Source organism: Trinickia symbiotica, assembly GCF_002934455.1.
Classification (GTDB): domain Bacteria; phylum Pseudomonadota; class Gammaproteobacteria; order Burkholderiales; family Burkholderiaceae; genus Trinickia; species Trinickia symbiotica.
On sequence record NZ_PTIR01000006.1, the window covers coordinates 169,642 to 191,833 of the forward strand.

Genomic DNA, 22,192 nt, shown 5'->3' on the forward strand with positions numbered 1-22,192 from the left:
TTTTGATTTTTCGTCGCGTTACCGCGGCGCGCATCGATCCTTTCAACGAGGTGGCACGCGAACGGTCAGACGCCTCCAGTTCGCATCCACGCGATCGGACGCGAGATTTCCGTGCACGCACAGCACCTCGCGAGCATCGGCCGCGGGCAGCCAGACTTCGACCTCGTCTCGCGCGCTAGCGTGTGAGCCGGTGTAGACGACCGATAGCCGAAGCGTCGTTTCCTCGCTTGCCAGGGTGAGTTCCCAGCGCCCCTGTTCGCCTGAGCGCCATGCTTCGCTCTCACCGTCGTCTTCAATCGAACCGCCGCGTGCGACGCCCGTTCCGGCGAACGGCAGCACGGCGAACGCGCGCCGGTCCGCGCGATACGCGAATGTCTGCTCCGCGATGTTGAGCGCAACGGCGAAACCTTCGCGAAGCAGCATGACGGGCTTCTCGAGGGGCGCCGGTAAGCGAATCGTCTGTCCGCCCTCGAATGCTTCGCCGCTCCAGTACGACAACCAGCGCACTCCAGACGGGAGATAGACATCGCGCGTCGTTTGGCCCGGATCGACGACAGGCGCCACGAGCAGCGACGGGCCGAGCATCATGTCGTCGCCGTCGATGAGACAGCGCGGGTCTGCGGGGAACTCCGCGAACATGGGACGCAGCACGGGCTCGTAAGCGTCGTGCGACTGCCAAAGCAAATCGTAGAGATAGGGGATGAGACGGTAGCGCAGCTTGATGAGGCTTGCGACGCAGGGCGTCACTTGCGGGTACATCCACGGCTCGTTGACGGTTCCGTCGTCATTCCATGAATGGATGCTGAATCGAGGCAGAAAAATGCCGAATGCGACCCAGCGAGCCAAGAGTTCGGGATCGGGTGCCGGCCCCGAAAATCCGCCGATATCGTGGCCGCTGTTGGATACGCCGGACATCGCGAGCCCGAGGCCCATCTTGAGGTTGAAGCGTAGCGTCTCCCAGGACGTGTAGTTGTCGCCGGACCAGGTCTGCACATATCGGTGCATCCCCACGCCACCCGAGCGAGACACGAGGAACGGACGCAAGGATGGCGCGTACTCGCGCTGTGCGTCGCGCGATGCGCGCATCATCAAGAGCGTCTGCAGGACTTTGGCTTGGCGTGCCGGGTAGGGCTGGCCGTTGCCGTGCGCGAGCGCGTCGTCGGTCCAGATCTCGAACTCGTTGTTGTCGTTCCATGTCGAGGCGACGCCGTGGCTGAGCAGGGCGTCTTGGACGCGCGCTTTCCACCACGCGATCGTGGCCGGATTCGTGAAGTCGAGATACGCCCCGACCTCGTCCCAGAACTGTACCCAGGCCGGCTCGCCGGCGTTCGTTCGGATCAGCAGTCCGGCCTCGGCGGCTTGACCGAAGAACGGATGATCGTGCAGCAGGCATGGCTTGATGTTCGCGCAAAGGCGAACGCCGTGATCGAGATAGTGACTGACGAACGCGTCGATGTCGGGAAATTTCTCGCGATTCCAGTGAAAGACATAACGCTTGGGCCCGATCGATGTGTAGCCCGATGACAGATGGAACGAGTCGCAGAGAATATCGTGTTCGCGACATCGCTCGATGAATTCGTTCATGCGCCGTTGAGCGTCGGGCGCATCGGTATAGGTCATCGTCGAGCCGGAGTAGCCGAGTCCCCACTTCGGCATCCAGGCGGGGCGCCCCGTCAGCCAGGTAAAGCGGCGCACGGCCGCGAGCGGCGTGGCGGGCGAGGCGATGAAGTAATAGTCGAGGTCGCCGTGCTCGGCGATGAAGTGCCGATAATGCCCGTGATAGTTGTCGAGCTCACGGCCCATGTCGAAGTGACAGTCGGCAAGTGTGTCGTAGAAAAGGCCGAAGCCCGTCGCCGTCTTCGGTTGCCACGTCAAGTAGAACGGGATGTGCTTGTAGAGCGGGTCGGTCGAGCGCGCGCTGTAGCCCATCGCATCGATATTGCGCATTTCGTAGCGCTGGCCCGCGCGATCGAGCGAGCCGGCGCGTTCGCCGAGGCCCACATACAGCTCGTCCTGGCGGCGCTCCAGATAGTGATAGACGCGCGAATCCCACCAGCCGAAGTTGTAGGCCTGCGTCTTTCGATCGCGCAAAACGGGGTGCCACACCCCCTCATGCAGGATCTCCCAGGCGCAATAGCCGCCATCGAGCGCGATGGTCAGGCGAATGCAGGACGTTTGAACGACGACACGATCGGTATCGCTCGAAACTGAATACTGTGTTTGCGCGAACCCTGAAAGATCGCGCCGGTCCCGACCCTCGAGCGGGACGTCGTCGATGCCCGGCGCGATCGCCCAGGTGCGCGGGCCATGCAATTCGCCATCGGGCAGCACGAGTATGCGAATGATGTCATCGGCAAGGACGAAGCACTCCATGCGGCAGCCGCTCGCGGCGGTCAGTACGAGAGGGTTGCCGGCATGCGCCGAGAGCGTGAAGCGCGGACGTTGATCGAGCGTGGCCATGCGATATTGATGAGTAAGGAATTCAGGCGATACGGGCGTCGGGTTTCGGTGCCCGCGACCGCGGCGCGCGCGTGACGCCTCGCATCAACACGACGAGCAGCGTCGCGCCGATGATGTCGAATGCCCCGAGCGCACCGAAGAGCGGTCCGTAGCCGATCGAATCGGCAAGCTGACCCACGAGGAGCGAAAAGCCGAGTCCGCCGATCCAGGCCGCCATGCCCGCGAAGCCGCTCGCGGTGCCGACTTCGCTCGACTCGAAGACGTCGGCGGCGAGCGTGTTGACGAGCGCGGAGATCATCTGATGCGCGAAGCCGCCGACGCAGAAGAGGGCGATCGCTTCGTAAGGAGAACGAACCAATCCGATACATGCGGGACCGATCATCATCAGCGCGCCCAGGATGACGCCGGCAACGCGCGACCAGACGAGCGGCAGGCGAAGACGCTTCATCAGGAACGGAGACAGATAGCCGCCGAAGAGTCCGCCGAGATCGGCCGCGAGAAACGGCAGCCATGCGAAAAGCGCGATGGCCTTCAGATCCATATGTCGTTCGGTGGCGAGATAGAGGGGAATCCAGAAGCTGAATGTCTGCCAAGCGGGTTCCGCGAAAAAGCGTGCTTGAGCGATCGCCCAGAAGCGGCGCGTGCCAATGACGCGACGGATGCGGCGATCGTCGCCGGCAGGCGCTGCGATCGGGCTTTGGCCGCTCACGATGGCGGCGCGTTCGTTCGCCGAAATGCGCTTGTGATCGCCGGGCGAGCGATAGAACGCGAACCAGATCGCGGCCCAGACGAAGCCGAGCGCGCCCGTGACGGCAAATGCGCTTTGCCAGCCGTAGCGTAGCGACAGGAAGATCACGAGCGGCGGCGCCAAAAGCGAGCCGAGCGAGGTGCCTGCATTGAAGTAGCCGACCGCGACCGATTTCTCGCGATCGGGAAACCACTCGGCCACGACCTTCATGCCGGCCGGGATGGCCACGGCCTCCGTGAGCCCCATCAGTCCGCGCAGTCCTGCAAGCGACAGCCATCCGCCCGCGAGCCCGTGCAGACAGCCCGTGATCGACCATAGCGCGGCAAAGAGCGCAAAGCCGATGCGCAAGCCGATCAGATCGACGATGAAGCCGCAGATCGGCTGCATGAGCGTGTATCCGACCTGAAAGGCGCCGACGACGTACGAATACTGCTGCGTGCTCATGTGCAGCAGCGTTTTCAGTTGCGGCGCCATGACGCCCAATGCGTTGCGCGACAGGTAATTCATGATCGTGCCGAGACATACGAGCGCGATGATCCACCAGCGCAAGCCGACGATGGTCTTCAAATCCGTCTCCTTCTTCTCTCGTACGCCCGCGGGCTCTACCCGCTCGCAAGCCGTCGGACGCATGATCGAATTCGAACATTTTGGTTTCGTTATCGGTCATCGTACAGCCATGCGCGTACGAGAACATCCGGGAAAACCCTTGCTGGCTCGCGAAAGCGGGCGCTAGGCGTGCTGTCGATCGGCCGCCGCGTGCTGTCAGACGTCATATGACAGCCGGTGAGGCGGTCGCCGTGTGCGCTGACCGTGTTATTCGTTCGAACAGGTAGTTGTTCGTTTGCGAGCGCAGAAGATGGCGCACGAAAGCAGGACTATCGAGGAGGGATAGCGCCAGAATGATGGCCGCTTTCGCGATTCAGCGAGGGGAGTTGTACCTTCACGCGCTTTGCGGGTTCAGCGTCACATGCGTAAGCTCGGCCCTCGGGCGTGCGCGCTCGCATTGTTCTTTCCGCCGCACCAGTGAATTCTGGAATGGCCCATTTATCCACTGTGGCCGCGCTCCTACACTGGCATCACCAGCTGCAAACAAGGGTGTTTGCGGAATCACAAGACAGTGTCGGAGGTCATCATGAAGTCGATCATCAAAGCAGTTGCCATCGCCGTCGCGCTCGCTGCGCCTGTCGTCTCGTTCGCTCAATCGAACAACCAGCCGCTCACGCGTGCGCAAGTCCGCGCGGATCTCGTACGCGTCGAGAAGGCCGGCTACAACCCGCTCGACTGGCTCCACTATCCGGAGAACATCCAGGCAGCCGAAGCCCGTATCGCCGCGCAAGATGCAAACAACGGCGTGGGTGGCGCGCAAAGCGGTGCTGAATCGGGCCGCGCGAGCGATGGAGCAATCAGCTCGTATTCGCCGCCGATCGCTCAGCACAACTAAGCAATCGAAGGCAGGCGTGCCTCGAAAAGACACGCCTGCGGCGAGCACGACAGCCTCGACGTCGTGCCGTTCACTACATCAATTGTGAGGCCCTGAATCCTCCGAGCCGCTGGGGTTCCCGGTGGTGTTGCCCAGACCCGCGCTTTTGCGGTCTGGGCTTTTTTGGCTCCGCTCAGACGAGCGTCAACTTTACGTCGACGTTGTTGCGCGTGGCGTTCGAGTAAGGGCACACGACGTGGGCCTTTTCGATCAGCGACTGCGCCTGTGCGCGGTCCATGCCCGGCAGCGAAATTTTGAGCTCGACTTCGATGCCGAAACCGTTCGGGATTGGACCAATGCCGACCTCGCCGTCGATCGACGCGTCGGCCGGCATCTGGATTTTGTCGCGTGCCGCGACGAATTTCATCGCACCGATGAAGCAGGCGCTATAGCCGGCCGCAAAGAGCTGCTCGGGATTGGCTCCTTCGCCGCCGGCACCGCCGAGCTCGCGCGGCGTCGTGAGTTTGAAATCGAGCTTGCTGTCGGGCACGACCGCACGGCCGTCGCGGCCGCCGGTGGCATGAGCATGAGCGCGGTAAAGAACTTTTTCGAGTGACATGACAACTTTCTCCTTCGTGGATAAGTGCTTCTGACCCAATTATCTATCTACCGGGAGGTAGACAGGCGCCTGCAAAGAAACGATACACCAAGTTCGTTTCCTCAACGTTTTGCCAGCGCAAAAGGCGCCGACCATCGATCGGATGTATCTACGTGTAGATAGAATTGAACAAAAAAAATGAACACACGGCTTAACGGTGTGCGTGCCGAGCCTCCGGTTATTTCGGGATCCTCCACAACGCTTCGACCTCGTCCATCCGGCTCTTCGTGTGAAACAACCGGCTCGTCAACACGCTGCCCTGATACGCGGCGAAGAGGGCGCGCGCCGCATGCTCGGGCTTGCCGGCGATCGCGATCGTCTTTTCCTGCACGCCTTGAGCCAGTACCTTCGAGAGCCAACTTTCGTTGGCCTTGAAGAATGCCTGCACCGCAAGGCGTACATTGTCGGGCAGCGAGCCGATATCGGCCGCGAGCATGCCGCACAGGCAGATCTGGTCCCCGTCGCCGAGCGTGCGGGCGAAGAGCTTCGCGTACTTGGAGAGCTTCGCATCGGCCGCAAGCGCCGCATCGATCGACCCGAGCGCTTGCAGCACTTCGCTGCTGTACTCGTTGACGGCTTCGAGCACCAAATCGTCCTTCGACGGGAAGTAGTAGTGGATGCTCGATGTCTTCACGCCGACGAGCTCGGACAGATCGCGATAGCTGAAGCCGTTGTAGCCACGCAGCATCATCAGTGTGATGGCGTGCTCGAGGATCTGTTCGCGGACTGTGCTCGTCGTTTCCATGAGGCGAACTCTATCTATCTGTAGGTAGAATGTCAACCACTTTCTTCCGACCGGCGCTAGCATGAACGTCGGCAACGGAGCCGACTCTCACGTCTCGCGATGCATCGACAATCGCTGTGCCGTGTCGTCGAGCATCTTCGTGACGTCGTCGAGCGATGGTGCGACGTAGCTGTCGATGCGGCGCATATACGGCGTCGTCATGGCGGCGATCGCGTGGCCGGAAGGGCCGAGAATCGGGAACGAGACGTCGGTGACGCCGAACGCATGCGCGCTCTCCTGGCGCAAATACCCGTGCGAGCGGATCGTTTCGAGCGTGGCCGCGATCTGCTCGTTCGTCAAAGCGATCTCGCCCTTGACCTTCGTGTGCTCGGTGAGCATCCGTTCGCGCTCGCTCTCGCTTTGAAAAGCGAGCATGACGTGGCCGGATGCGGTATCGACGAGTCCGACGCGCGAGCCGAGCCGGATCGACAGGCCCCAGGTGCCGGGGCCGTCGACCTGGGCGATGACGAGCAGATTGCCGCGGTCATAGACGGTCAGATGGCACGACTGTTCGGCGCGCTCGGCGAAGCGTTGCATTTCGGGCAGCGCTTCGGCGATGAAGCGATTCATCGGCGGATGCCGGTGCGCGAGGGCGAAAAGCTTCAGGCTGAGCGTGTATCGGTCGCCGCCGGGCGAGCGAATGACGTACTGACGAGCGACGAGGCGCTCGAGCATTCGGTAGATCTCGCTCGCGTTGCGACCGAGCGCCTTCATGATCTCGGCACGCGTCAGGCCTTCCTTTTGCTCCGACAAAAGCTCGAGGATATCGAGCCCTTTGTCGAGTGCGGGCGCACGATAGCGATCGGCTTCGTCACCGGGCGAACCACTCGGGGCCTGTGCCGCCGGCTTCAAGTTTTGGGCTGGGTTCAATTAGTTGGCAGTCTCGGGAGAAGTAGGCATCACGTCGTTGCCGGGTTGCGTCATTGCGAACGAAACCAGGTGTTCCGGGCCGCTTCATCTTACGGGGACGTGATCGGCCTGGAGGGGTCCTCAGGGAAAATACGCACCCGCGCCGCTTGACGCACGATCATTCGCATATGAATAATATATTCATTGGTGAATCGGTGGCTAGACGGTGATTGGCGCTAGGATACCGGTTCCATCGCACCATCACGCCATTGCCGAGCGCCGCGCGGCCCAGGACAGGAGACAAATATGGCACTGAGCGAGACGCAACAGGCGACCGACGCCCGGCTCATACTGCTCTCGCCGGAGGACAACTGCCTCATTGCGGGCACGACGCTCGAGGCGGGCACGTCGCTCGTGATCGAAGGTGAGACGGTCGTGCTCGGCAAGACGATTCCGCTCGGGCACAAGCTCGCGCGACGCGCATTGGGCGCCGAGGAGAAAGTCGTCCGCTATGGCGCGCCGATCGGGCACGTCACGACCGAAGTCGCAAGAGGCGATCACCTGCACATGCACAACCTCGTCAGCGATTATCTACCCACGTACACGCACGAGGCCGGTCACAGCTTCGTTTCGCATCAACACGGCGAAGCGTGAGCGTCGTCGCGTCGACGAACTTTCCGGGGAACAACCACCCACTATGAACGAACTTTCATCGAACGCCGCGCCGCTACGCGGCTATTTGCGCAGCGACGGACGTAAGGGCATCCGCAATGTCGTGGCCGTCGCGTACCTCGTCGAGTGCGCGCATCATGTGGCGCGCGAAATCGTCGCGCGCTTTGCGCCGCGCTTCGATGATGCCGGTTTCGAGGAAGGGGTCGTCGACGCCGACTTCGAGCCGAAGAATGCCCATGACGACGACCCCGACGTCCATTTGATCGGATTTCCGGGCTGCTACCCGAATGCGTATGCCGAGAAGATGATGGCTCGCATCGCGACGCATCCGAACGTCGGCGCCGTGCTTTTCGTTTCGCTCGGCTGCGAGAGCATGAATAAGCACTATCTCGTCGATCTCGTGCGGGAGACGGGGCGGCCCGTCGAAGTACTGACGATCCAGGAAACGGGCGGCACGCGCAGCACGGTGATGCGCGGCGTCGACTGGGTGCGCCGCGCGCGGGCGACGCTGCGCGCGCAGCAGACCGTGCCGATGGGCTTCGACGAGTTCATCGTCGGCACCGTCTGTGGCGGCTCCGACGGCACGAGCGGCATTACGGCGAACCCGGCGGTCGGCCGCGCGTTCGATGCGCTGATCGAGCGCGGCGCGACCTGCCTCTTCGAGGAGACGGGCGAACTCGTCGGCTGCGAGTTTCACATGAAGTCGCGCGCGGCGCGGCCCGAGCTCGGCGACGCCATCGTCGAATGCGTGGCAAAGGCCGCGCGCTATTACACGATCATGGGGCACGGGAGCTTCGCTGTCGGCAATGCCGACGGCGGGTTGACCACGCAGGAGGAAAAGTCGCTCGGCGCCTATCCGAAAAGCGGCGCCTCGCCGATCGTCGGCATCGTCAAGCCTGGCGATATCCCGCCGACGGGCGGTCTCTATCTGCTCGACGTCGTGCCCGACGGCGAGCCGCGCTTCGGCTTCCCGAACATCAGCGACAACGCCGAGATCGGCGAGCTGATCGCCTGCGGCGCACATCTGATTCTTTTCACGACGGGGCGCGGCTCGGTGGTGGGCTCGGCGATTTCGCCCGTCGTCAAGGTTTGCGCAAATCCGGCGACCTATCGCAAACTGTCGGGCGACATGGATGTCGACGCGGGCCGCATCCTCGAGGGGCGCGGCACGCTCGACGAGGTCGGGCGCGAGGTGTTCGACCTGACCGCCGCGGCCGCCGGCGGCACTCGGACGAAATCGGAGCTGCTTGGCCACCAGGAGTTCATCTTGACCTACAAAGCATTCGAGCCCATCGGGCCGGCGTGTCTTCCCATCGCGCAGGTCGCGCCCGCGGGGGTGAGCGCATGAGCGAGACGCGCAACGGTGCAGTGTCGGAGCGCCGCAAAGTCGGCCGCACTGCGCTCGAAGTGACGGCGCTCGGGTTGGGAACGGCCGGGCTCGCCGGACTTTACAGCGACGTGACCGAAAACGAAGCGCGCACGGCAATCGATGCCGCGTGGGACGCGGGCATCCGCTTCTTCGATACGGCACCTTACTATGGCCATACGAAGGCCGAGCATTACGTCGGCGCCGCACTGCGCGATCGGCCGCGCGAGGAGTTCGTGCTGTCCACGAAGGCTGGCCGGCTCATGCGGCCGCGCCGCGATGCGGCCGCGCGTGCACCGAGCAACGGCTGGGCGCATCCGCTTCCGTTCGAGCCCGTATTCGATTACACGCGCGACGGCATCCTGCGCTCGTTCGAAGACAGCTTGCAGCGGCTCGGGGTGGCTTCGGTCGATATCCTGCTCATTCACGACATCGGCCCCGTCACTCACGGCGATCGCAACGAGCACTATTGGCGGCAATTGAGCGAAGGCGGCTTCAAGGCACTCGACGAGCTGCGCAAGGCAGGGGCCGTGCGCGCGGTCGGGCTCGGTGTGAACGAGGCGCAGCCGATCGTCGAGACGATGCGCGAGTTCGATGTCGATTGCGCGCTGCTCGCCGGACGCTATACCTTGCTCGAGCAGGGGACGCTCGACACGTTCTTGCCCGAATGCGAGCGGCGCGGCGTTTCGATCCTGGTCGGCGGCGCATTCAACTCGGGCATCCTCGCGCATGGCGTCCGTCATCTGAAGGAGCGCCGCGATGCCGGCAACAGCGCGGCGAGCGACCTCAAGTTCAACTACGGGGAGGCGCCCGCGGAGGTGATCGAGCGCGTGGCGGGCATCGAAGGCGTCTGTGATGCGCACGGCGTCGCGCTGCCGCACGCGGCCCTGCAGTTTCCCTACGCTCACCCCGCGGTTGCCAGCGTATTGACGGGCGCGCGCAACGCGAGCGAGGTGCGGCAGAATGTCGACGCATTCACCAAAGCGATTCCCACTGCATTCTGGGACGCGCTGCGCGCGGCGGGTCTGCTGCATCCGAGCGCTCCCACGCCCCGGAGTTGATGGCGTCCGCGTGACGCCGTATCGCAATCGCTTGCTTCGCCTGCCGCCGCCAGCAAAAGGCGGCAGCGAAGCAAAGAAGCACATAGCAAAGGCAGGCTGAGACGATGAACACCGTCGATGCGCATCAGCATTTCTGGGCAATCTCGCGCGGCGATTACGGCTGGCTCACGCCGGCGCTCGCGCCGCTCTATCGTGATTTCGGCCCGGCCGATTTCGCGCCGCTCGCGCAGGCGGCCGGCGTGGCCCGCAGCCTCGTCGTGCAGGCGGCACCGACCGTCGACGAATCACGCTATTTGCTCGATCTCGCCCGCGAAAATCCCGTCGTTGCGGGCGTGGTCGGCTGGGTGCCGCTCGACGCCGCCGCGGCACCCGCGCTCATCGCCGAACTGGCGCGCGAGCCGAAGTTCAAGGGCGTGCGGCCGATGCTGCAGGACCTGCCCGAGGACGACTGGATCGCAAGAGCCCCGCTCGGGCCTGCCATCGACGCTCTGATCGAGCATGGGCTTGCCTTCGACGCGCTCGTGTTCGCGCGCCACTTACCCCATCTGCTCACATTCGCGCAGCGCCACCCGGACTTGCGGATCGTGATCGATCACGGCGCGAAGCCGCCGATCGCGGAGGGCGATGCGGGCTGGCAGCCGTGGGCCGAGCGCATCGCCGAGCTCGCCCGCCTGCCGCAGATCCATTGCAAGATTTCGGGGCTGGCCACCGAGGCCGGGCCCGGATGGACCGACGAAACGCTCGCGCCTTATGTGGATCATCTGCTCGCGAACTTCGGCGCGAGGCGGCTCATGTGGGGCAGCGACTGGCCCGTGCTCGAGCTCAACGGCGATTACGGCGGCTGGCACGCGTGCGCGACGAGATTGACCGCCAAGTTGACGGACGACGAGCGCGCCGCGATTTTCGGCGGCACCGCGACCACCTTTTATGGCCTTTGACTTGGCGCTTGACGGCTCGTCCGCCTCGCCTCAGCGAGCGCCGAATGTCTTCAAACGATAGATGTCATCGACGTCCCCCATTCGACAAATGAACGGAGCACCCAATTCATGAACGCAAGCGAAACACATTTTCCTTCACCGCCGCCGGAGCGGCTTGCCGGCAAGGTGGCGCTCGTCACAGCCGCGGCCCAAGGCATCGGCCGCGCCTGCGCGGAACGTTTCGCGCGCGAGGGCGCGCGCGTCATCGCCACGGACATTCGCGTCGATCTCTTCGGCAACGTGCCATTCGAGACGCGCAAGCTCGACGTGCGCGATTCCGCAGCGATTGCGGCGCTTGCGCGAGAGCTCGGCGGCGTGGACGTGCTGCTCAATGGCGCCGGCTTCGTCCACGCGGGAACGGTGCTCGAATGCGAGGAGGCGGACTGGGACTTTTCGTTCGATCTGAACGCCAAGTCGATGTATCGGACGATCCGGGCGTTCCTGCCCGCGATGCTCGAACGCGGCGGCGGCTCGATCGTCAACGTCGCGTCCGCGGCCTCGAGCGTAAAAGGCGTGCCGAACCGCTTTGCCTACGGCGCATCGAAAGCCGCCGTCGTCGGGTTGACGAAGTCCGTCGCCGCCGATTTCGTCACGCGCGGTATTCGCTGCAATGCGATTTGCCCGGGCACCGTCGAGTCGCCCTCGCTCGAGCAGCGCATTGCCGCGCAGGCAAGCGAGCAGGGCAAGTCGGTCGCCGAGGTGCAGGCCGCGTTCGTCGCGCGCCAGCCGATGGGCCGCATCGGTCGGCCCGAGGAAATTGCCGCGCTCGCGGCTTACCTCGCGTCAGACGAGGCAGGCTTTACGACAGGGCAGATCCACGTCATCGACGGTGGCTGGTCGAACTGAGCGCTCGTTCGGTGGTCCGACCAATTTGCCGAATTGGGTCGGATGCTCAATCATGATCGGTCGCACCGGCGCGGTCGGATCGCGCGCTCGACCGAATCGTTACTCAAACCCTTTATCTTACCGCCATGAAACTGCTTCGCTTTGGGCCGAAAGGCCAGGAAAAACCGGGTCTTGTCGACGCTGACGGCAACATCCGCGATCTTTCGGGCCACGTCGACGACATCGCGGGCGACACGCTGACCGATGCGAGCCTGGCACGCGTTCGCGCGCTCGATCCGGCGACGTTGCCGCTCGTCTCGGGTGAGCCGCGCCTTGGCGCTTGCGTCGGCCGCGTCGGCAAGCTCGTCTGCATCGGGCTCAACTATGCCGACCACGCGGCGGAATCGAACCTGCCGATCCCGACCGAGCCGGTCGTTTTCAACAAGTGGACGAGCGCGATCGTCGGCCCGAACGACGACGTCGAAATTCCGCGCGGCTCGACGAAGACCGATTGGGAGGTCGAACTCGGCGTCGTGATCGGGCGGAACTGCAAGTACGTCGACGAAGCGAGCGCGCTCGACTACGTGGCGGGATACTGCGTCGTCAACGACGTATCGGAGCGGGCCTGGCAGATCGAGCGCGGCGGCCAGTGGGACAAGGGCAAGGGATTCGACACGTTCGGTCCGATCGGCCCGTGGCTGGTCACGCGCGACGAAATTCGCGATCCGCAGAGCCTCGACCTCTGGCTCGAGGTCGACGGCCATCGTTATCAGAACGGGAACACGCGCACGATGATTTTCCCGGTCGCGAAGCTCGTTTCCTACCTCTCGCAGTGCATGAGCCTGCAGCCGGGCGATGTCATCTCGACGGGCACGCCCCCGGGCGTCGGCCTCGGCCAGAAGCCCGAGCCGATCTACCTCAAGGCGGGGCAGACGATGCATCTCGGCATCGCCGGACTCGGCGAGCAGCGGCAGCGCACGGTCGCCGCCGACTGAAATCGACTCCGCTCGAAGCCGGGCTGCGCGAACGCGGCCCGGTGTCGTTGACGGACGTCGATCCTCCGTTTGCCCGCCTTCGACTATGCTGGATGGAAGATTGAACGGCACAGCGAGGTGGCAACATGCAAATCTCCTTTCCGCAGGAGCCGGCCGAGTACTGCGGCCGCGATCTGGTGCTCGCCTTTCCGGCACTCGTCGACGGTGAGCGCGTGCAATGCGCGATCACGGCGGAAGCGCTCGAGGACCATTTCGGCGCCGAGTCTCTGCGTGAAGACGACGTGCAACGCGCGTTCGAAGTCAATCGGCGTGCGATCGAACACGCCGCACGCAAGATGCTCCAGGAGTTAGGCAAGAAGCCCGTGCTGCTGCATAGCGGCTTTTTTCGCTTTTACGACGAATAGCGATCGGCAAGCCAGCAGCCGGCGGGCTTCGCCGCGCGTCGTTGCCGCCGCGCGCGGTCGTCGATTCCGACCTTGAGCGAGCCGGTCGCGGGCACGGATGCCGACGCCGTCGATGCCGGGAGCGATGGAGGAAGAAAGCGATGCGTGCGATGGTTTTCGACGGAAGCGCGCCGTTGCTCGCTGAGCGCGAGCTGCCCGATCCGGTACCCGCCGCGGGGCAGTTGCTCATCGACGTTCATGCGTGCGGAGTTTGCCGCACCGATCTTCACGTGGTGGACGGCGATCTCGCGCATCCGAAGCGCCCAGTCATTCCGGGCCACGAGATCGTCGGCACGGTCGCCGCGATGGGCGAGGGGGCAAGCGGCTTCGCGATCGGCGAGCGCGTAGGCGTCCCGTGGCTCGGGCACGCGTGCGGGCACTGCCGATACTGCGCGCGCGGGCGAGAGAACCTCTGCGATGCGCCCGGGTTCACCGGCTATACGATCGACGGAGGCTACGCCGAGCGCACCGTCGCCGACAGCCGCTATTGCTTGCGGCTGCCCGATCGCTACACCGATGTCGAAGCGGCGCCGTTGCTTTGCGCGGGGCTCATCGGCTACCGCACGCTCGCGATGGCGGGTGACGCCGAACGCGTCGGCATCTACGGTTTCGGCGCCGCGGCACACATCGTCGCGCAGGTCGCGCGCCACCAGGGCCGCACCGTGTACGCTTTTACTCGTCCCGGCGATGCAACTGCCCAGCAGCTCGCACGGCGACTCGGCGCGCATTGGGCCGGCGGCAGCGACGAACGTGGGCCCGCAGCGCTCGATGCGGCGCTCATCTTCGCGCCCGTCGGGGCGCTCGTGCCGCGGGCGCTCGAGGCTGTCGTAAAGGGGGGTGTCGTCGTCTGCGGCGGGATCCACATGAGCACGATTCCCGCGTTTTCGTACGACCTTCTCTGGGGCGAGCGCCGCCTCGTATCGGTCGCCAACCTGACGCGCGAGGACGGTCACGCATTCATGAAAATCGCGGGGCAGACGCCGCTCGAGATCGAGACGACGCCGTATCCGTTCACGGAAGCCAATCGCGCGCTCTCGGATCTGCGCGAAGGCCGCCTGTCGGGAGCGGCGGTACTGACGATGAAACGGTGAGGCGGCCCCGCCCGCGGCCAGCGGGCGTCAAACGCGCGCGAGCGCCTCGAGATCGACGATGCGAATCCGCTTGCCGCGCGTTTCGAGCAGACCGTCGCGCTGAAACTTCGAGAACATGCGGCTCACCGTCTCGAGCTTCATGCCGAGGTAGTTGCCCATCTCTTCGCGCGTCATGCGCAGATGAAATTCGGCCGGCGAATACCCGCGCGCCTCCATGCGGCTCGAGAGATTGAGCAGGAAGCTCGCGAGGCGCTCTTCGGCGCGCATCGTGCCGAGCAGCATCATGAGCGCCGATTCGCGAACGATCTCGCCGCTCATCATGCGCAGGACTTGCTGCTGCAGCGGTTTCGACTCGGCGCAGAGCGCCTCGAGCAATGCGTAGGGAATGATGCAGACGCTGCTGTCTTCGATCGCGACCGTATCGCCGATATGGCGCCGGCTATGGAGGCCGTCGAGGCCGAGCACTTCGCCCGCGAAGTGAAAGCCCGTCACCTGCTCACGACCGTCGCGATGCATGACGACCGTCTTGAACGAGCCCGCGCGCACGGCATAGATGCTCTGGAATTCATCGTTCGCGCGGTAGAGCGCTTCGCCGCGCTTGACGAGGCGCGTCGCGGTCACGATCGAATCGAAGAGCCGCAGTTCTTCCGACGTAAGGTTGTTCGGCATGCAGCCAGACAGCATCGAACAGTCGGAGCAGCCTGCGTTCGTCGATGCGGCATTCGGCGTGGTCTTCGGCGTGGCCTGCGGTGTGGTCTTCGGCGGACGCATAGGTACGATCGAAGACAGGGGCAGCCGCTCCGCGCGAGTGTCTTCCTCTGGTTCCAATTCGAGCAGCATGTCTTCGTTCTCCGCCTTTTGGGTGCGCACCCGCCCTGGGTGCCGCGAAACAATTTCCATGTGAGTATCGGTGGTAGCGGGCGCCGAGCCTATCAGCGGCGTATGAAACTTCGGTAAGTGTTAGCGTAGGGTTGTAAGACTTCTCCTACGGCGGTGACGGAAAATGAGCGGCGATGCGTAGCCGGACCGCGGAGCGGCCCTTGGCGCGGCGATGCACGCCCGTCGAGCGGTGCTCTTCCGGTCGTTCGCAGGCTGGCGGGGCGTGTATTTTAATTGCTTAGCGAAGAGTAATAGACTGACGAATTCGAGCTGCGCGCCGATCACGCGCTATCGCTCGGCGTGGAGGGGCGCAGTTTCTGTCAGAACTTTGCTGACGCAAGGCAAGGCAAGGCTGGCGCGGGGCGCTCGGGCACTCAGCTAATGGCGGCGGGCTGTGGCTCGTGGGGCTCGTGGGGCTCGTGGGTCTCGCGCCAGAACGCGGCCAGCGCCGGATGGATCGCTTCGCGCCAGCGCGGACCGGTGAAAAGATCGTAGTGGTCGCAATCGGCAATAGTCAGCTGTTTGCGCCGCCTGTCGGGCACCGCGCTGCAGACCGCATGCGCCGCGTGGGTCTGGCCGGCGCCCGTGATGTCGTCGCGGTCTCCCTCGATCGTGCAGAGCGCCGACGCCGCGAGCGCGCTGCCGCGCACGCGCCGGCCGTCGACGTCCCAGGCACCGCGCGCGAGCCGCTGCTCCTTGAAAACGATGCGGAGGGTATCGAGAAAGTAGTCTTCGGTCATGTCGAGCACCGCCGCGTATTCGTCGAAGGCGCGCCGGCTCGCGGCTATCCTGGCGTCGTCGCCGGCGAGGCGGCTCGTCCAGTACCGCGTTTCGAGCGCCATCTGCCGATGCGGATGCGCGGCGACGATCGCGGCATGCTGCAGGTATCCGGGGTAGATACGCCGTCCGCCGCCGCGATACCAGGCCGGCACCGTATCGATGACCGTGCGGCGGAACCAGTCGATGCTGTGTGTCGCCGCCAGCCGGTCGACGGCGGTCGGATTGAGTCGCGTATCGATCGGTCCCCCCATCAGCGTGACCGAAAGCGGCGCGGGCTCGCCGCGAGCCGCGATGAGGGCCGCGGCGGCGATGGCCGGCACCGTCCCCTGGCAGACGGCGAGCACATGCAGCCCATTGCCGCATAGGCGGCGCATGAAGCGCTCCACGGTCAGCACGTAGTCGTCGAGGCCGAAGCGGCCCTCGGCGAGCGGCACGTCGCGTGCGTTGGCCCAGTCGGTCACGTAGACGTCGCCGTCCTCGAGCAGCGTTTCCACCGTCTCGCGCAGCATGACCGCGTGATGTCCGGCGAGCGGCGTGCAAAGCAGGATCGGCGCGCCGCCGTCGAGCCGCGCGCGATGTTCGCCTCGCCGCGCGAACCGGCGCAACGCGCAAAACGCCACACGATCGACGACGGTTTCATCGACGTGAACGCGTCGGCCGCCGAGCGTCACCGACGCGATCGCGAACGGCGGCGGCTCCAGCGTCGTCTTGAAGACGCGGCGCAGCCATTCGCAGCCGGGCATCGCGAGCGACTCGGGAGATTGCGCGGGCAGACCGCACGCCCGTGCGAGCGAGGCTGCCCATGTATCCATCCAGCGAATCAGCGCGCGCTGCGTCTCGAGCCAGTTGTAGAGCATGAGCGTCTCCCGTCGGCACCACGCGCCGCGAGCCGGGAACGGCTGATTCCTCGGGCCTGCCGGGCGAGAGCCGATCAGCTATTGTCGGATCGGGGCGAAGGGCTGGCAACTCACGGTTTACGCCAGGATGGGCTGCTGTTGTACTATTGGACGTTTTTGTCCAACCTAACCCCTCACGCATGCTCGATTTCTTTCGCAACCACAAGCGCCTGATGATGCTCATGCTCGTCCTCGTCATCGTGCCGGGGCTGGGCTTCGTCGGTATCCAGGGCTTCCGTGGATTTTTCGACGAAAGCGCCAATGTGGCGAGCGTCAATGGGCACAAGATCACGCGTGCCGAATTCGACAATGCGGTGCGCCAGCAGCTCGATCAGGCACGCCAGATCCTCGGCTCGCGCTTCGACTCGAAGCTCTTCGACACGCCCGAGCGCCGGCAGCAATTGCTCGACAGCCTGATCCAGCAGCGCGCGCTGGCCGACGAGGCGCAGCGCGAGCATCTGACGGCGTCGGACGAGGCCGTGCGCCGGGCGCTGCTGGCCGACCCAGTCGTGTCGTCGCTGCGCAAGCCCGATGGCTCGATCGACCTCGACCGCTACAAGGAACTGCTGGCGATGCAGGGCATGACGCCGGAACAATATGACGAACGCGTGCGTTACGGCCTCGCGATCGATCAGATTCCCGACAGCATCCAGGCGAGCGCCTTTACGCCGAAGAGCATGGCCGAGCAGCTCGCCAAGCTCGCGGAACAGCAGCGCACGGTTCAGTCGCTCGTATTGCATCCGGCCGACTACGCGTCGAAGGTCCAGCCGACCGACGCGCAGCTCGCGGCCTACTACGACGCGCATCGCGCCGAGTTCGCCACGCCACAGACGGCGACGATCCAATACGTCGTGTTCTCGCCGGCGACGCTCTCGGCGTCGATCGCTCCAAGTGACGCCGACGCGAAAAAGTATTACGACGAGAACATCGCGCGCTACACGACGCCGCGCGAAATCCGCGTGAGCCAAATCCTGATCTCGTCACCGGCAACGGCCAGCGCGGCGGACGACGCCAAGGCCAAGGCGAAGGCGGAAAGCGTGCTGGCGGAGGTCAAGGCGCATCCCGATCAATTCGCCGACATCGCGAAGAAAGATTCGCAGGACCCGGGCTCGGCTTCGAAGGGCGGCGATCTCGGGTGGTCGACGGGCGGTGTGCTGACGGGCGACAAGGCATTCGATACGGCCGCTTTGGGCTTGAAGGGCAAGAATGCGATCAGCGGCATCGTTCGCTCGTCGTTCGGCTATCACGTCATCATGCTGACGGATGAGAAGCCGTCCGTCGTGAAGCCGTTCGCCGACGTGAAAGACGACATCATGAAGGAGTTGAAGGCGCAACAGGCCACGAAGGCGTTCAGCGACGGATCGGACGGCTTCACGTCGACCGTTTACGAGCAGGCGAAGAGCCTTCAGCCCGCCGCGGACAAGTACAAGCTCAAGATCGAGACGGCGACGGTCACCGACAAGCCGAGCCGCACGCTCCCTCCCGATAGCCCGCTCAACAATCCGAAGTTCCTGGCCGCCGTTTTTGCCAACGATGCGGTAAAGGACCACAACAACACGCAGGCGATCGACGCTGGCAACAACACGCTGATCTCGGCACGCGTGACCGACTATAAGCCGGCGGCCACGCCTCCGCTCGCGTCGATCAAGGACGCCGTGCGCAACAAGTACGTGGCCGAGCAGGCGCTCGAGCTGGCGCGTAAAGACGGCACGGCAAAGCTCGCCGATTTCCAGAAATCGAAATCGACGGCAGGGTTCGGGCCCGAAACGAAGGTTTCCCGCACCGACGCGCAGGGCGTGCCGCCGCCCGCGCTCGCCGCGGTTTTCAAGGTCGATGCGAGCAAGCTGCCCGCGTACGTCGGCGTCGATCTCGGCGACGCCGGCTACGGCATCTACCGCGTCAACGCCGTGGTGCCGGGCGCGCCGATCGATCCGGCGCGGCTTGCGGCTGCGCAGCAGCAGCTCGCCCAGATCAGCGCGCAGGAGGATATCGAGGCCTACCTCGCCGGGCTGCGCGCCCGCTCGAAGGTCAAGATGTATGGCTCGCTAGAGGGCAAGCAAGGCGACGGCAGCTAACAGCCAGGCGGCGCCGCTCCGGTGGTGCCGCGGAGCGGGGCTGCTCGCGCCGCTGCCTCACCGCCGCAGCAGCGGCGCAAGCGCCGGCCAGACGTTGTCGAGCAGTACCGTCTGCGCCTGTTGGTTCGGATGCATCTGGTCAGCCTGAAACATTTCGGGCTTGTTTTCGATCCCCGCGAGCAGAAACGGCACGAGCCGCACGTTGAATTCCTTCGCGAGCGTCCCGTAGATCGCGTGGAAGCGTTGCGTGTAAGCCGGCCCGTAATTGGACGGCACGTACATGCCGACAAGCACCACTTTCGCGCGAGCCTGCTGAGCTTCTTCGACGATCGTGCGCAGATTGTCTTCCGTCGTCGAGAGCGGCACGCCGCGCAGCGCATCGTTGGCGCCGAGCTCCACGATGACGATCGACGGCTTCAGGCGCGCGATCAGCTCGGGCATGCGCGCCCGTCCGCCGCTTGTCGTGTCGCCGCTGATGCTCGCATTCGCGACGCTATAATCGATCCGCTCATCGGCGAGACGCCGGCGCAGCAACGCAACCCAGCCCGTGTCGCGCGGCAATCCGTACTCGGCCGAGATGCTGTCGCCGAGCACGACGATGACGGGCCGCGACGACTCGGCCGCGACGGCGGCGTCTGCGGCCGGCGGCCACGCGAACGTCGCCGCGGCGAGGACGGCTACCGCGGCAACGGCGCGGCGGAACGTTTGCTTCGCGCGAGCGCGTCTCGGCGAAGCCAGGGCGGTAAGCCCGGCAAGCCTGGCGAGCCGAGCGGCGGTATCTGCAACGACACGCGAAGGCGGGCCGTCCCTATCGAAGGTATTCACTCTCGAGCGATGCTTCTTCATGCAAGAAAATATCGAGCCCATCATCGAAGTGCGGAAGTTGTGCAAGAGGGTCAAGGATGCAACAGGGGAGCTCACGATACTCGACGACATCGACCTCGATGTCATGCCCGGCAGCAGCGTGGCGATCGTGGGCGCCTCGGGGTCGGGCAAGTCGACGCTGCTCGGCTTGCTCGCGGGGTTGGACAACGCGACTTCGGGGTCGGTTCGGCTCTTCGGCCGTGAGCTGGCGGCACTTTCCGAGGACGAGCGGGCGCACTTGCGCAACGGTTCCGTCGGCTTCGTTTTTCAATCGTTCCAATTGATGCCCCATCTGACCGCGCTCGAGAACGTGCGGCTGCCCCTCGAACTGCAAGGCGGCGTACTGGCGCACGAGGCCTCGCGGCGCGCGCGTGCGCTATTGGAGCAGGTGGGGCTCGGCGCGCGCACGGCGCACTATCCGAAGCTGCTCTCGGGCGGAGAACAGCAGCGTGTCGCGCTGGCGCGCGCTTTCGTCACCGAGCCCGCGATTCTTTTCGCCGACGAGCCCACCGGCAGCCTCGACGCCGCGACGGGCCACGCCGTCATCGACCTGATGTTCCGGATGAACGCGGCGCACGGCGCGACGCTCGTGCTCGTCACGCACGACATCGAGCTTGCGCGTCGTTGCGCGCGCGTCGTGACGCTCGATGCCGGCCGAGTGACATGATGCTCGTCAGTTCGCCTTCGCCGCGCTTCTCGCCCGTTCGATCAGCGCCGAAGTCGACGAATCGTGCTTCGCGGGATCGAACACCGGTGCGGTAAGGTCGGCTTCGACGACCTTGCCGAGAATCTTGCCGAGCTCGACGCCCCATTGATCGAACGGGTTGATGTTCCAGACCGTGGCCTGCACGAGCACCTTGTGCTCGTAGAGCGCGATCAGCGCGCCGAGCGAGCCCGGCGTCAGCGCATCGAGCAGCAGCGTCGTGGACGGGCGATTGCCGGGGAACACGAGATGCGGCACGAGCTCCGGCTTGTCGGGGCCGGCCACTCTCGTCGCCTCGTCGACGGTGCGACCGAGCATCAGCGCCTCGCTCTGGGCAAAGCAGTTCGCGAGCAGCTTCGGATGATGGCTCGCGAGCGGATGCTCGGGCCTGAGGACGGCGATAAAGTCGATCGGCACGATCGTCGGCCCCTGATGCAGCATCTGGAAGAATGCATGCTGGCCGTTCGTGCCGGGCTCGCCCCAGGTGACGGCCGATGTCGGATAGTCGACGAAGCCGCCGTCGAGCCGCGCCGACTTGCCGTTGCTCTCCATCTCGAGCTGCTGCAAGTACGAAGGCAGGAAATGGAGCGCCTCAGAGTAGGGCGCGACGAGGTAACTCTGTGATTCGAAGAAGTTGCGATACCAGATACCGACGAGTCCCATCAGCACCGGCAGATTGCGCTCGAGCGGCGCCTCGCGAAAATGCGCGTCCATGCCGGCAGCCCCCGCGAGCAGCGCGTCAAACTGCAGCGGCCCGATCGCGATCATGATCGAGAGCCCGACTGCCGACCACAGCGAGTATCGCCCGCCCACCCAGTCCCACATCTGAAACACGTTATCGTGCGCGATGCCGAACTTGACGACCTCGGCCGGATTCGCCGATACGCCGACGAAATGCTTGGCGAGCGCGCTCTCCGGGCAGCCCTTCGCGACGAACCAGTCGCGCAGCGAGCGGGCGTTCGTCATCGTCTCGAGCGTCGTGAATGTCTTCGACACGACGATGACGAGCGTTTCTTCGGCGTCGATGCGGTCCATGACGCGCGCGAGATCGGCCCCGTCGACATTCGAGACGAAGTACGTGGAAATCTCGGGATGCGACAGGTGATCGAGCGCATGAACGACCATCTTCGGCCCGAGGTCCGAGCCGCCGATACCGATGTTCACGACATGGCGGATGCGCTTGCCCGTGTAACCCGTCCATGCGCCGTTGCGCACGCGCTCGGCGAATGCGGCCATCTTCCCGCGCTCGGCCGCGACCTCGGCATGGTAGGGCGCGTCCGCGCGCGTGGCGCGAAGCGCCGTATGCAAGGCGGCCCGGCCCTCGGTCGGATTGACGATCTCGCCCGCGAACATCGCGTCGCGGCGTTTCTCGACGCCGGCTTCGCGCGCGAGCGCGACGAGCAGGCTCAGCGTCTCCTCAGTGATACGGTTCTTCGAAAAATCGGCGGCGAGACCGCCGCCTTCGAACGTGAAGCGCTCGGCGCGCGAGGGCTTGCCGCTATCGGCGGCGAACCAGTCGCGCAGTCGCGCATCGCGAATGTGTTCGTAGTGCGCTTTGAGCGCGGACCAGGAAGAAAGCGAGTTCGGCGTCATGGTATCGGTCGGAAATGGGCGGGTACGTGATGCCAGGCTGCGGTCAATCAGTA

At 64.7% G+C, this 22,192-nt stretch carries 20 protein-coding genes; 11 read left to right on the plus strand and 9 right to left on the minus strand.

Annotated elements, in window-relative coordinates; translation table 11 throughout:
• Positions 1–42: 42 nt before the first annotated feature.
• A complete protein-coding gene (locus B0G57_RS11400; RefSeq protein ID WP_018443423.1) occupies positions 43–2,460 on the minus strand; it encodes a glycoside hydrolase family 31 protein in 2,418 nt (805 codons plus the stop codon).
• Between the two features lie 22 nt (positions 2,461–2,482).
• Positions 2,483–3,775, minus strand: a complete 1,293-nt coding sequence (locus B0G57_RS11405) for an MFS transporter (RefSeq protein ID WP_026230183.1) — start codon at positions 3,773–3,775, stop codon at positions 2,483–2,485.
• A 565-nt stretch (positions 3,776–4,340) separates the two neighbouring features.
• Here B0G57_RS11405 and B0G57_RS11410 point away from each other — a divergent pair.
• A complete protein-coding gene (locus tag B0G57_RS11410; protein WP_035469559.1) occupies positions 4,341–4,649 on the plus strand; it encodes a DUF4148 domain-containing protein in 309 nt (102 codons plus the stop codon).
• Between the two features lie 172 nt (positions 4,650–4,821).
• On the opposite strand, the gene B0G57_RS11415 is transcribed toward B0G57_RS11410, so the two are convergent.
• The 3 genes from B0G57_RS11415 to B0G57_RS11425 all read right to left on the minus strand — a co-directional run bounded on the left by B0G57_RS11415 (position 4,822) and on the right by B0G57_RS11425 (position 6,922).
• On the minus strand, positions 4,822–5,247 hold the full coding sequence (locus B0G57_RS11415) for an organic hydroperoxide resistance protein (protein WP_018443420.1): 426 nt from the start codon (positions 5,245–5,247) through the stop codon (positions 4,822–4,824).
• Positions 5,248–5,464: 217 nt separating this feature from the next.
• Positions 5,465–6,031 carry a TetR/AcrR family transcriptional regulator gene (locus B0G57_RS11420; protein ID WP_018443419.1) on the minus strand — a complete coding sequence of 189 codons (567 nt, stop codon included), beginning with the start codon at positions 6,029–6,031 and terminating at the stop codon, positions 5,465–5,467.
• A gap of 87 nt (positions 6,032–6,118) precedes the next feature.
• Entirely contained in the window at positions 6,119–6,922 is an 804-nt protein-coding gene (locus tag B0G57_RS11425) for an IclR family transcriptional regulator (protein ID WP_018443418.1), read from the minus strand.
• Positions 6,923–7,225: 303 nt separating this feature from the next.
• Here B0G57_RS11425 and B0G57_RS11430 point away from each other — a divergent pair, with 303 nt between their 5' ends.
• The 8 genes from B0G57_RS11430 (at position 7,226) to B0G57_RS11465 (ending at position 14,349) form a co-directional block, all read left to right on the plus strand.
• On the plus strand, positions 7,226–7,573 hold the full coding sequence (locus B0G57_RS11430) for a UxaA family hydrolase (protein WP_018443417.1): 348 nt from the start codon (positions 7,226–7,228) through the stop codon (positions 7,571–7,573).
• Between the two features lie 43 nt (positions 7,574–7,616).
• Positions 7,617–8,939 (plus strand): UxaA family hydrolase, encoded by a 1,323-nt coding sequence (locus B0G57_RS11435; protein ID WP_104489578.1) that lies wholly within the window; start codon positions 7,617–7,619, stop codon positions 8,937–8,939.
• Entirely contained in the window at positions 8,936–10,018 is a 1,083-nt protein-coding gene (locus tag B0G57_RS11440; protein WP_018443415.1) for an aldo/keto reductase, read from the plus strand. Before B0G57_RS11435 ends, B0G57_RS11440 begins: the two co-directional genes overlap by 4 nt.
• A gap of 104 nt (positions 10,019–10,122) precedes the next feature.
• Positions 10,123–10,956: an amidohydrolase family protein gene (locus tag B0G57_RS11445; RefSeq protein WP_018443414.1), complete on the plus strand. Its 834-nt coding sequence runs from the start codon at positions 10,123–10,125 to the stop codon at positions 10,954–10,956.
• A gap of 108 nt (positions 10,957–11,064) precedes the next feature.
• Positions 11,065–11,841, plus strand: a complete 777-nt coding sequence (locus B0G57_RS11450) for an SDR family oxidoreductase (protein ID WP_018443413.1) — start codon at positions 11,065–11,067, stop codon at positions 11,839–11,841.
• A 125-nt stretch (positions 11,842–11,966) separates the two neighbouring features.
• Positions 11,967–12,815 carry an ureidoglycolate lyase gene (locus B0G57_RS11455; protein ID WP_018443412.1) on the plus strand — a complete coding sequence of 283 codons (849 nt, stop codon included), beginning with the start codon at positions 11,967–11,969 and terminating at the stop codon, positions 12,813–12,815.
• A 125-nt stretch (positions 12,816–12,940) separates the two neighbouring features.
• Positions 12,941–13,219, plus strand: coding sequence for a DUF1488 family protein (locus B0G57_RS11460; RefSeq protein ID WP_018443411.1), 279 nt, complete (start codon positions 12,941–12,943; stop codon positions 13,217–13,219).
• A gap of 140 nt (positions 13,220–13,359) precedes the next feature.
• Positions 13,360–14,349: a zinc-dependent alcohol dehydrogenase family protein gene (locus B0G57_RS11465; protein ID WP_026230179.1), complete on the plus strand. Its 990-nt coding sequence runs from the start codon at positions 13,360–13,362 to the stop codon at positions 14,347–14,349.
• A 27-nt stretch (positions 14,350–14,376) separates the two neighbouring features.
• On the opposite strand, the gene fnr is transcribed toward B0G57_RS11465, so the two are convergent.
• The gene (fnr, locus tag B0G57_RS11470) at positions 14,377–15,120 is read right to left on the minus strand and encodes a fumarate/nitrate reduction transcriptional regulator Fnr (RefSeq protein WP_102607193.1); all 744 of its coding nucleotides are present in this window, start codon (positions 15,118–15,120) and stop codon (positions 14,377–14,379) included.
• Between the two features lie 482 nt (positions 15,121–15,602).
• On the minus strand, positions 15,603–16,865 hold the full coding sequence (gene phaZ / locus B0G57_RS11475) for a polyhydroxyalkanoate depolymerase (RefSeq protein ID WP_018443407.1): 1,263 nt from the start codon (positions 16,863–16,865) through the stop codon (positions 15,603–15,605).
• A gap of 179 nt (positions 16,866–17,044) precedes the next feature.
• On the opposite strand from phaZ, the gene B0G57_RS11480 reads away from it, so the two are divergent.
• Positions 17,045–18,979: a SurA N-terminal domain-containing protein gene (locus B0G57_RS11480; RefSeq protein WP_018443406.1), complete on the plus strand. Its 1,935-nt coding sequence runs from the start codon at positions 17,045–17,047 to the stop codon at positions 18,977–18,979.
• 57 nt (positions 18,980–19,036) lie between these two features.
• Here B0G57_RS11480 and B0G57_RS11485 read toward each other — a convergent pair whose 3' ends face one another.
• On the minus strand, positions 19,037–19,717 hold the full coding sequence (locus B0G57_RS11485; RefSeq protein ID WP_026230178.1) for an arylesterase: 681 nt from the start codon (positions 19,715–19,717) through the stop codon (positions 19,037–19,039).
• 106 nt (positions 19,718–19,823) lie between these two features.
• On the opposite strand from B0G57_RS11485, the gene B0G57_RS11490 reads away from it, so the two are divergent.
• Positions 19,824–20,510, plus strand: a complete 687-nt coding sequence (locus B0G57_RS11490; RefSeq protein WP_018443404.1) for an ABC transporter ATP-binding protein — start codon at positions 19,824–19,826, stop codon at positions 20,508–20,510.
• 6 nt (positions 20,511–20,516) lie between these two features.
• On the opposite strand, the gene pgi is transcribed toward B0G57_RS11490, so the two are convergent.
• Positions 20,517–22,139 (minus strand): glucose-6-phosphate isomerase, encoded by a 1,623-nt coding sequence (gene pgi / locus B0G57_RS11495; protein WP_018443403.1) that lies wholly within the window; start codon positions 22,137–22,139, stop codon positions 20,517–20,519.
• Positions 22,140–22,192: the final 53 nt, after the last annotated feature.

Coding starts and splice junctions, on each gene's coding strand:
- B0G57_RS11435 (WP_104489578.1), top strand. CDS start 7,617: ATGAACGAACTTTCATCGAACGCCGCGCCGCTACGCGGCTATTTGCGC.
- fnr (WP_102607193.1), bottom strand. CDS start 15,120: ATGCGTCCGCCGAAGACCACACCGCAGGCCACGCCGAAGACCACGCCG.
- B0G57_RS11440 (WP_018443415.1), top strand. CDS start 8,936: ATGAGCGAGACGCGCAACGGTGCAGTGTCGGAGCGCCGCAAAGTCGGC.
- phaZ (WP_018443407.1), bottom strand. CDS start 16,865: ATGCTCTACAACTGGCTCGAGACGCAGCGCGCGCTGATTCGCTGGATG.
- B0G57_RS11430 (WP_018443417.1), top strand. CDS start 7,226: ATGGCACTGAGCGAGACGCAACAGGCGACCGACGCCCGGCTCATACTG.
- B0G57_RS11445 (WP_018443414.1), top strand. CDS start 10,123: ATGAACACCGTCGATGCGCATCAGCATTTCTGGGCAATCTCGCGCGGC.
- B0G57_RS11450 (WP_018443413.1), top strand. CDS start 11,065: ATGAACGCAAGCGAAACACATTTTCCTTCACCGCCGCCGGAGCGGCTT.
- B0G57_RS11490 (WP_018443404.1), top strand. CDS start 19,824: ATGCAAGAAAATATCGAGCCCATCATCGAAGTGCGGAAGTTGTGCAAG.
- pgi (WP_018443403.1), bottom strand. CDS start 22,139: ATGACGCCGAACTCGCTTTCTTCCTGGTCCGCGCTCAAAGCGCACTAC.
- B0G57_RS11460 (WP_018443411.1), top strand. CDS start 12,941: ATGCAAATCTCCTTTCCGCAGGAGCCGGCCGAGTACTGCGGCCGCGAT.
- B0G57_RS11465 (WP_026230179.1), top strand. CDS start 13,360: ATGCGTGCGATGGTTTTCGACGGAAGCGCGCCGTTGCTCGCTGAGCGC.
- B0G57_RS11415 (WP_018443420.1), bottom strand. CDS start 5,247: ATGTCACTCGAAAAAGTTCTTTACCGCGCTCATGCTCATGCCACCGGC.
- B0G57_RS11420 (WP_018443419.1), bottom strand. CDS start 6,031: ATGGAAACGACGAGCACAGTCCGCGAACAGATCCTCGAGCACGCCATC.
- B0G57_RS11400 (WP_018443423.1), bottom strand. CDS start 2,460: ATGGCCACGCTCGATCAACGTCCGCGCTTCACGCTCTCGGCGCATGCC.
- B0G57_RS11455 (WP_018443412.1), top strand. CDS start 11,967: ATGAAACTGCTTCGCTTTGGGCCGAAAGGCCAGGAAAAACCGGGTCTT.
- B0G57_RS11480 (WP_018443406.1), top strand. CDS start 17,045: ATGCTCGATTTCTTTCGCAACCACAAGCGCCTGATGATGCTCATGCTC.
- B0G57_RS11410 (WP_035469559.1), top strand. CDS start 4,341: ATGAAGTCGATCATCAAAGCAGTTGCCATCGCCGTCGCGCTCGCTGCG.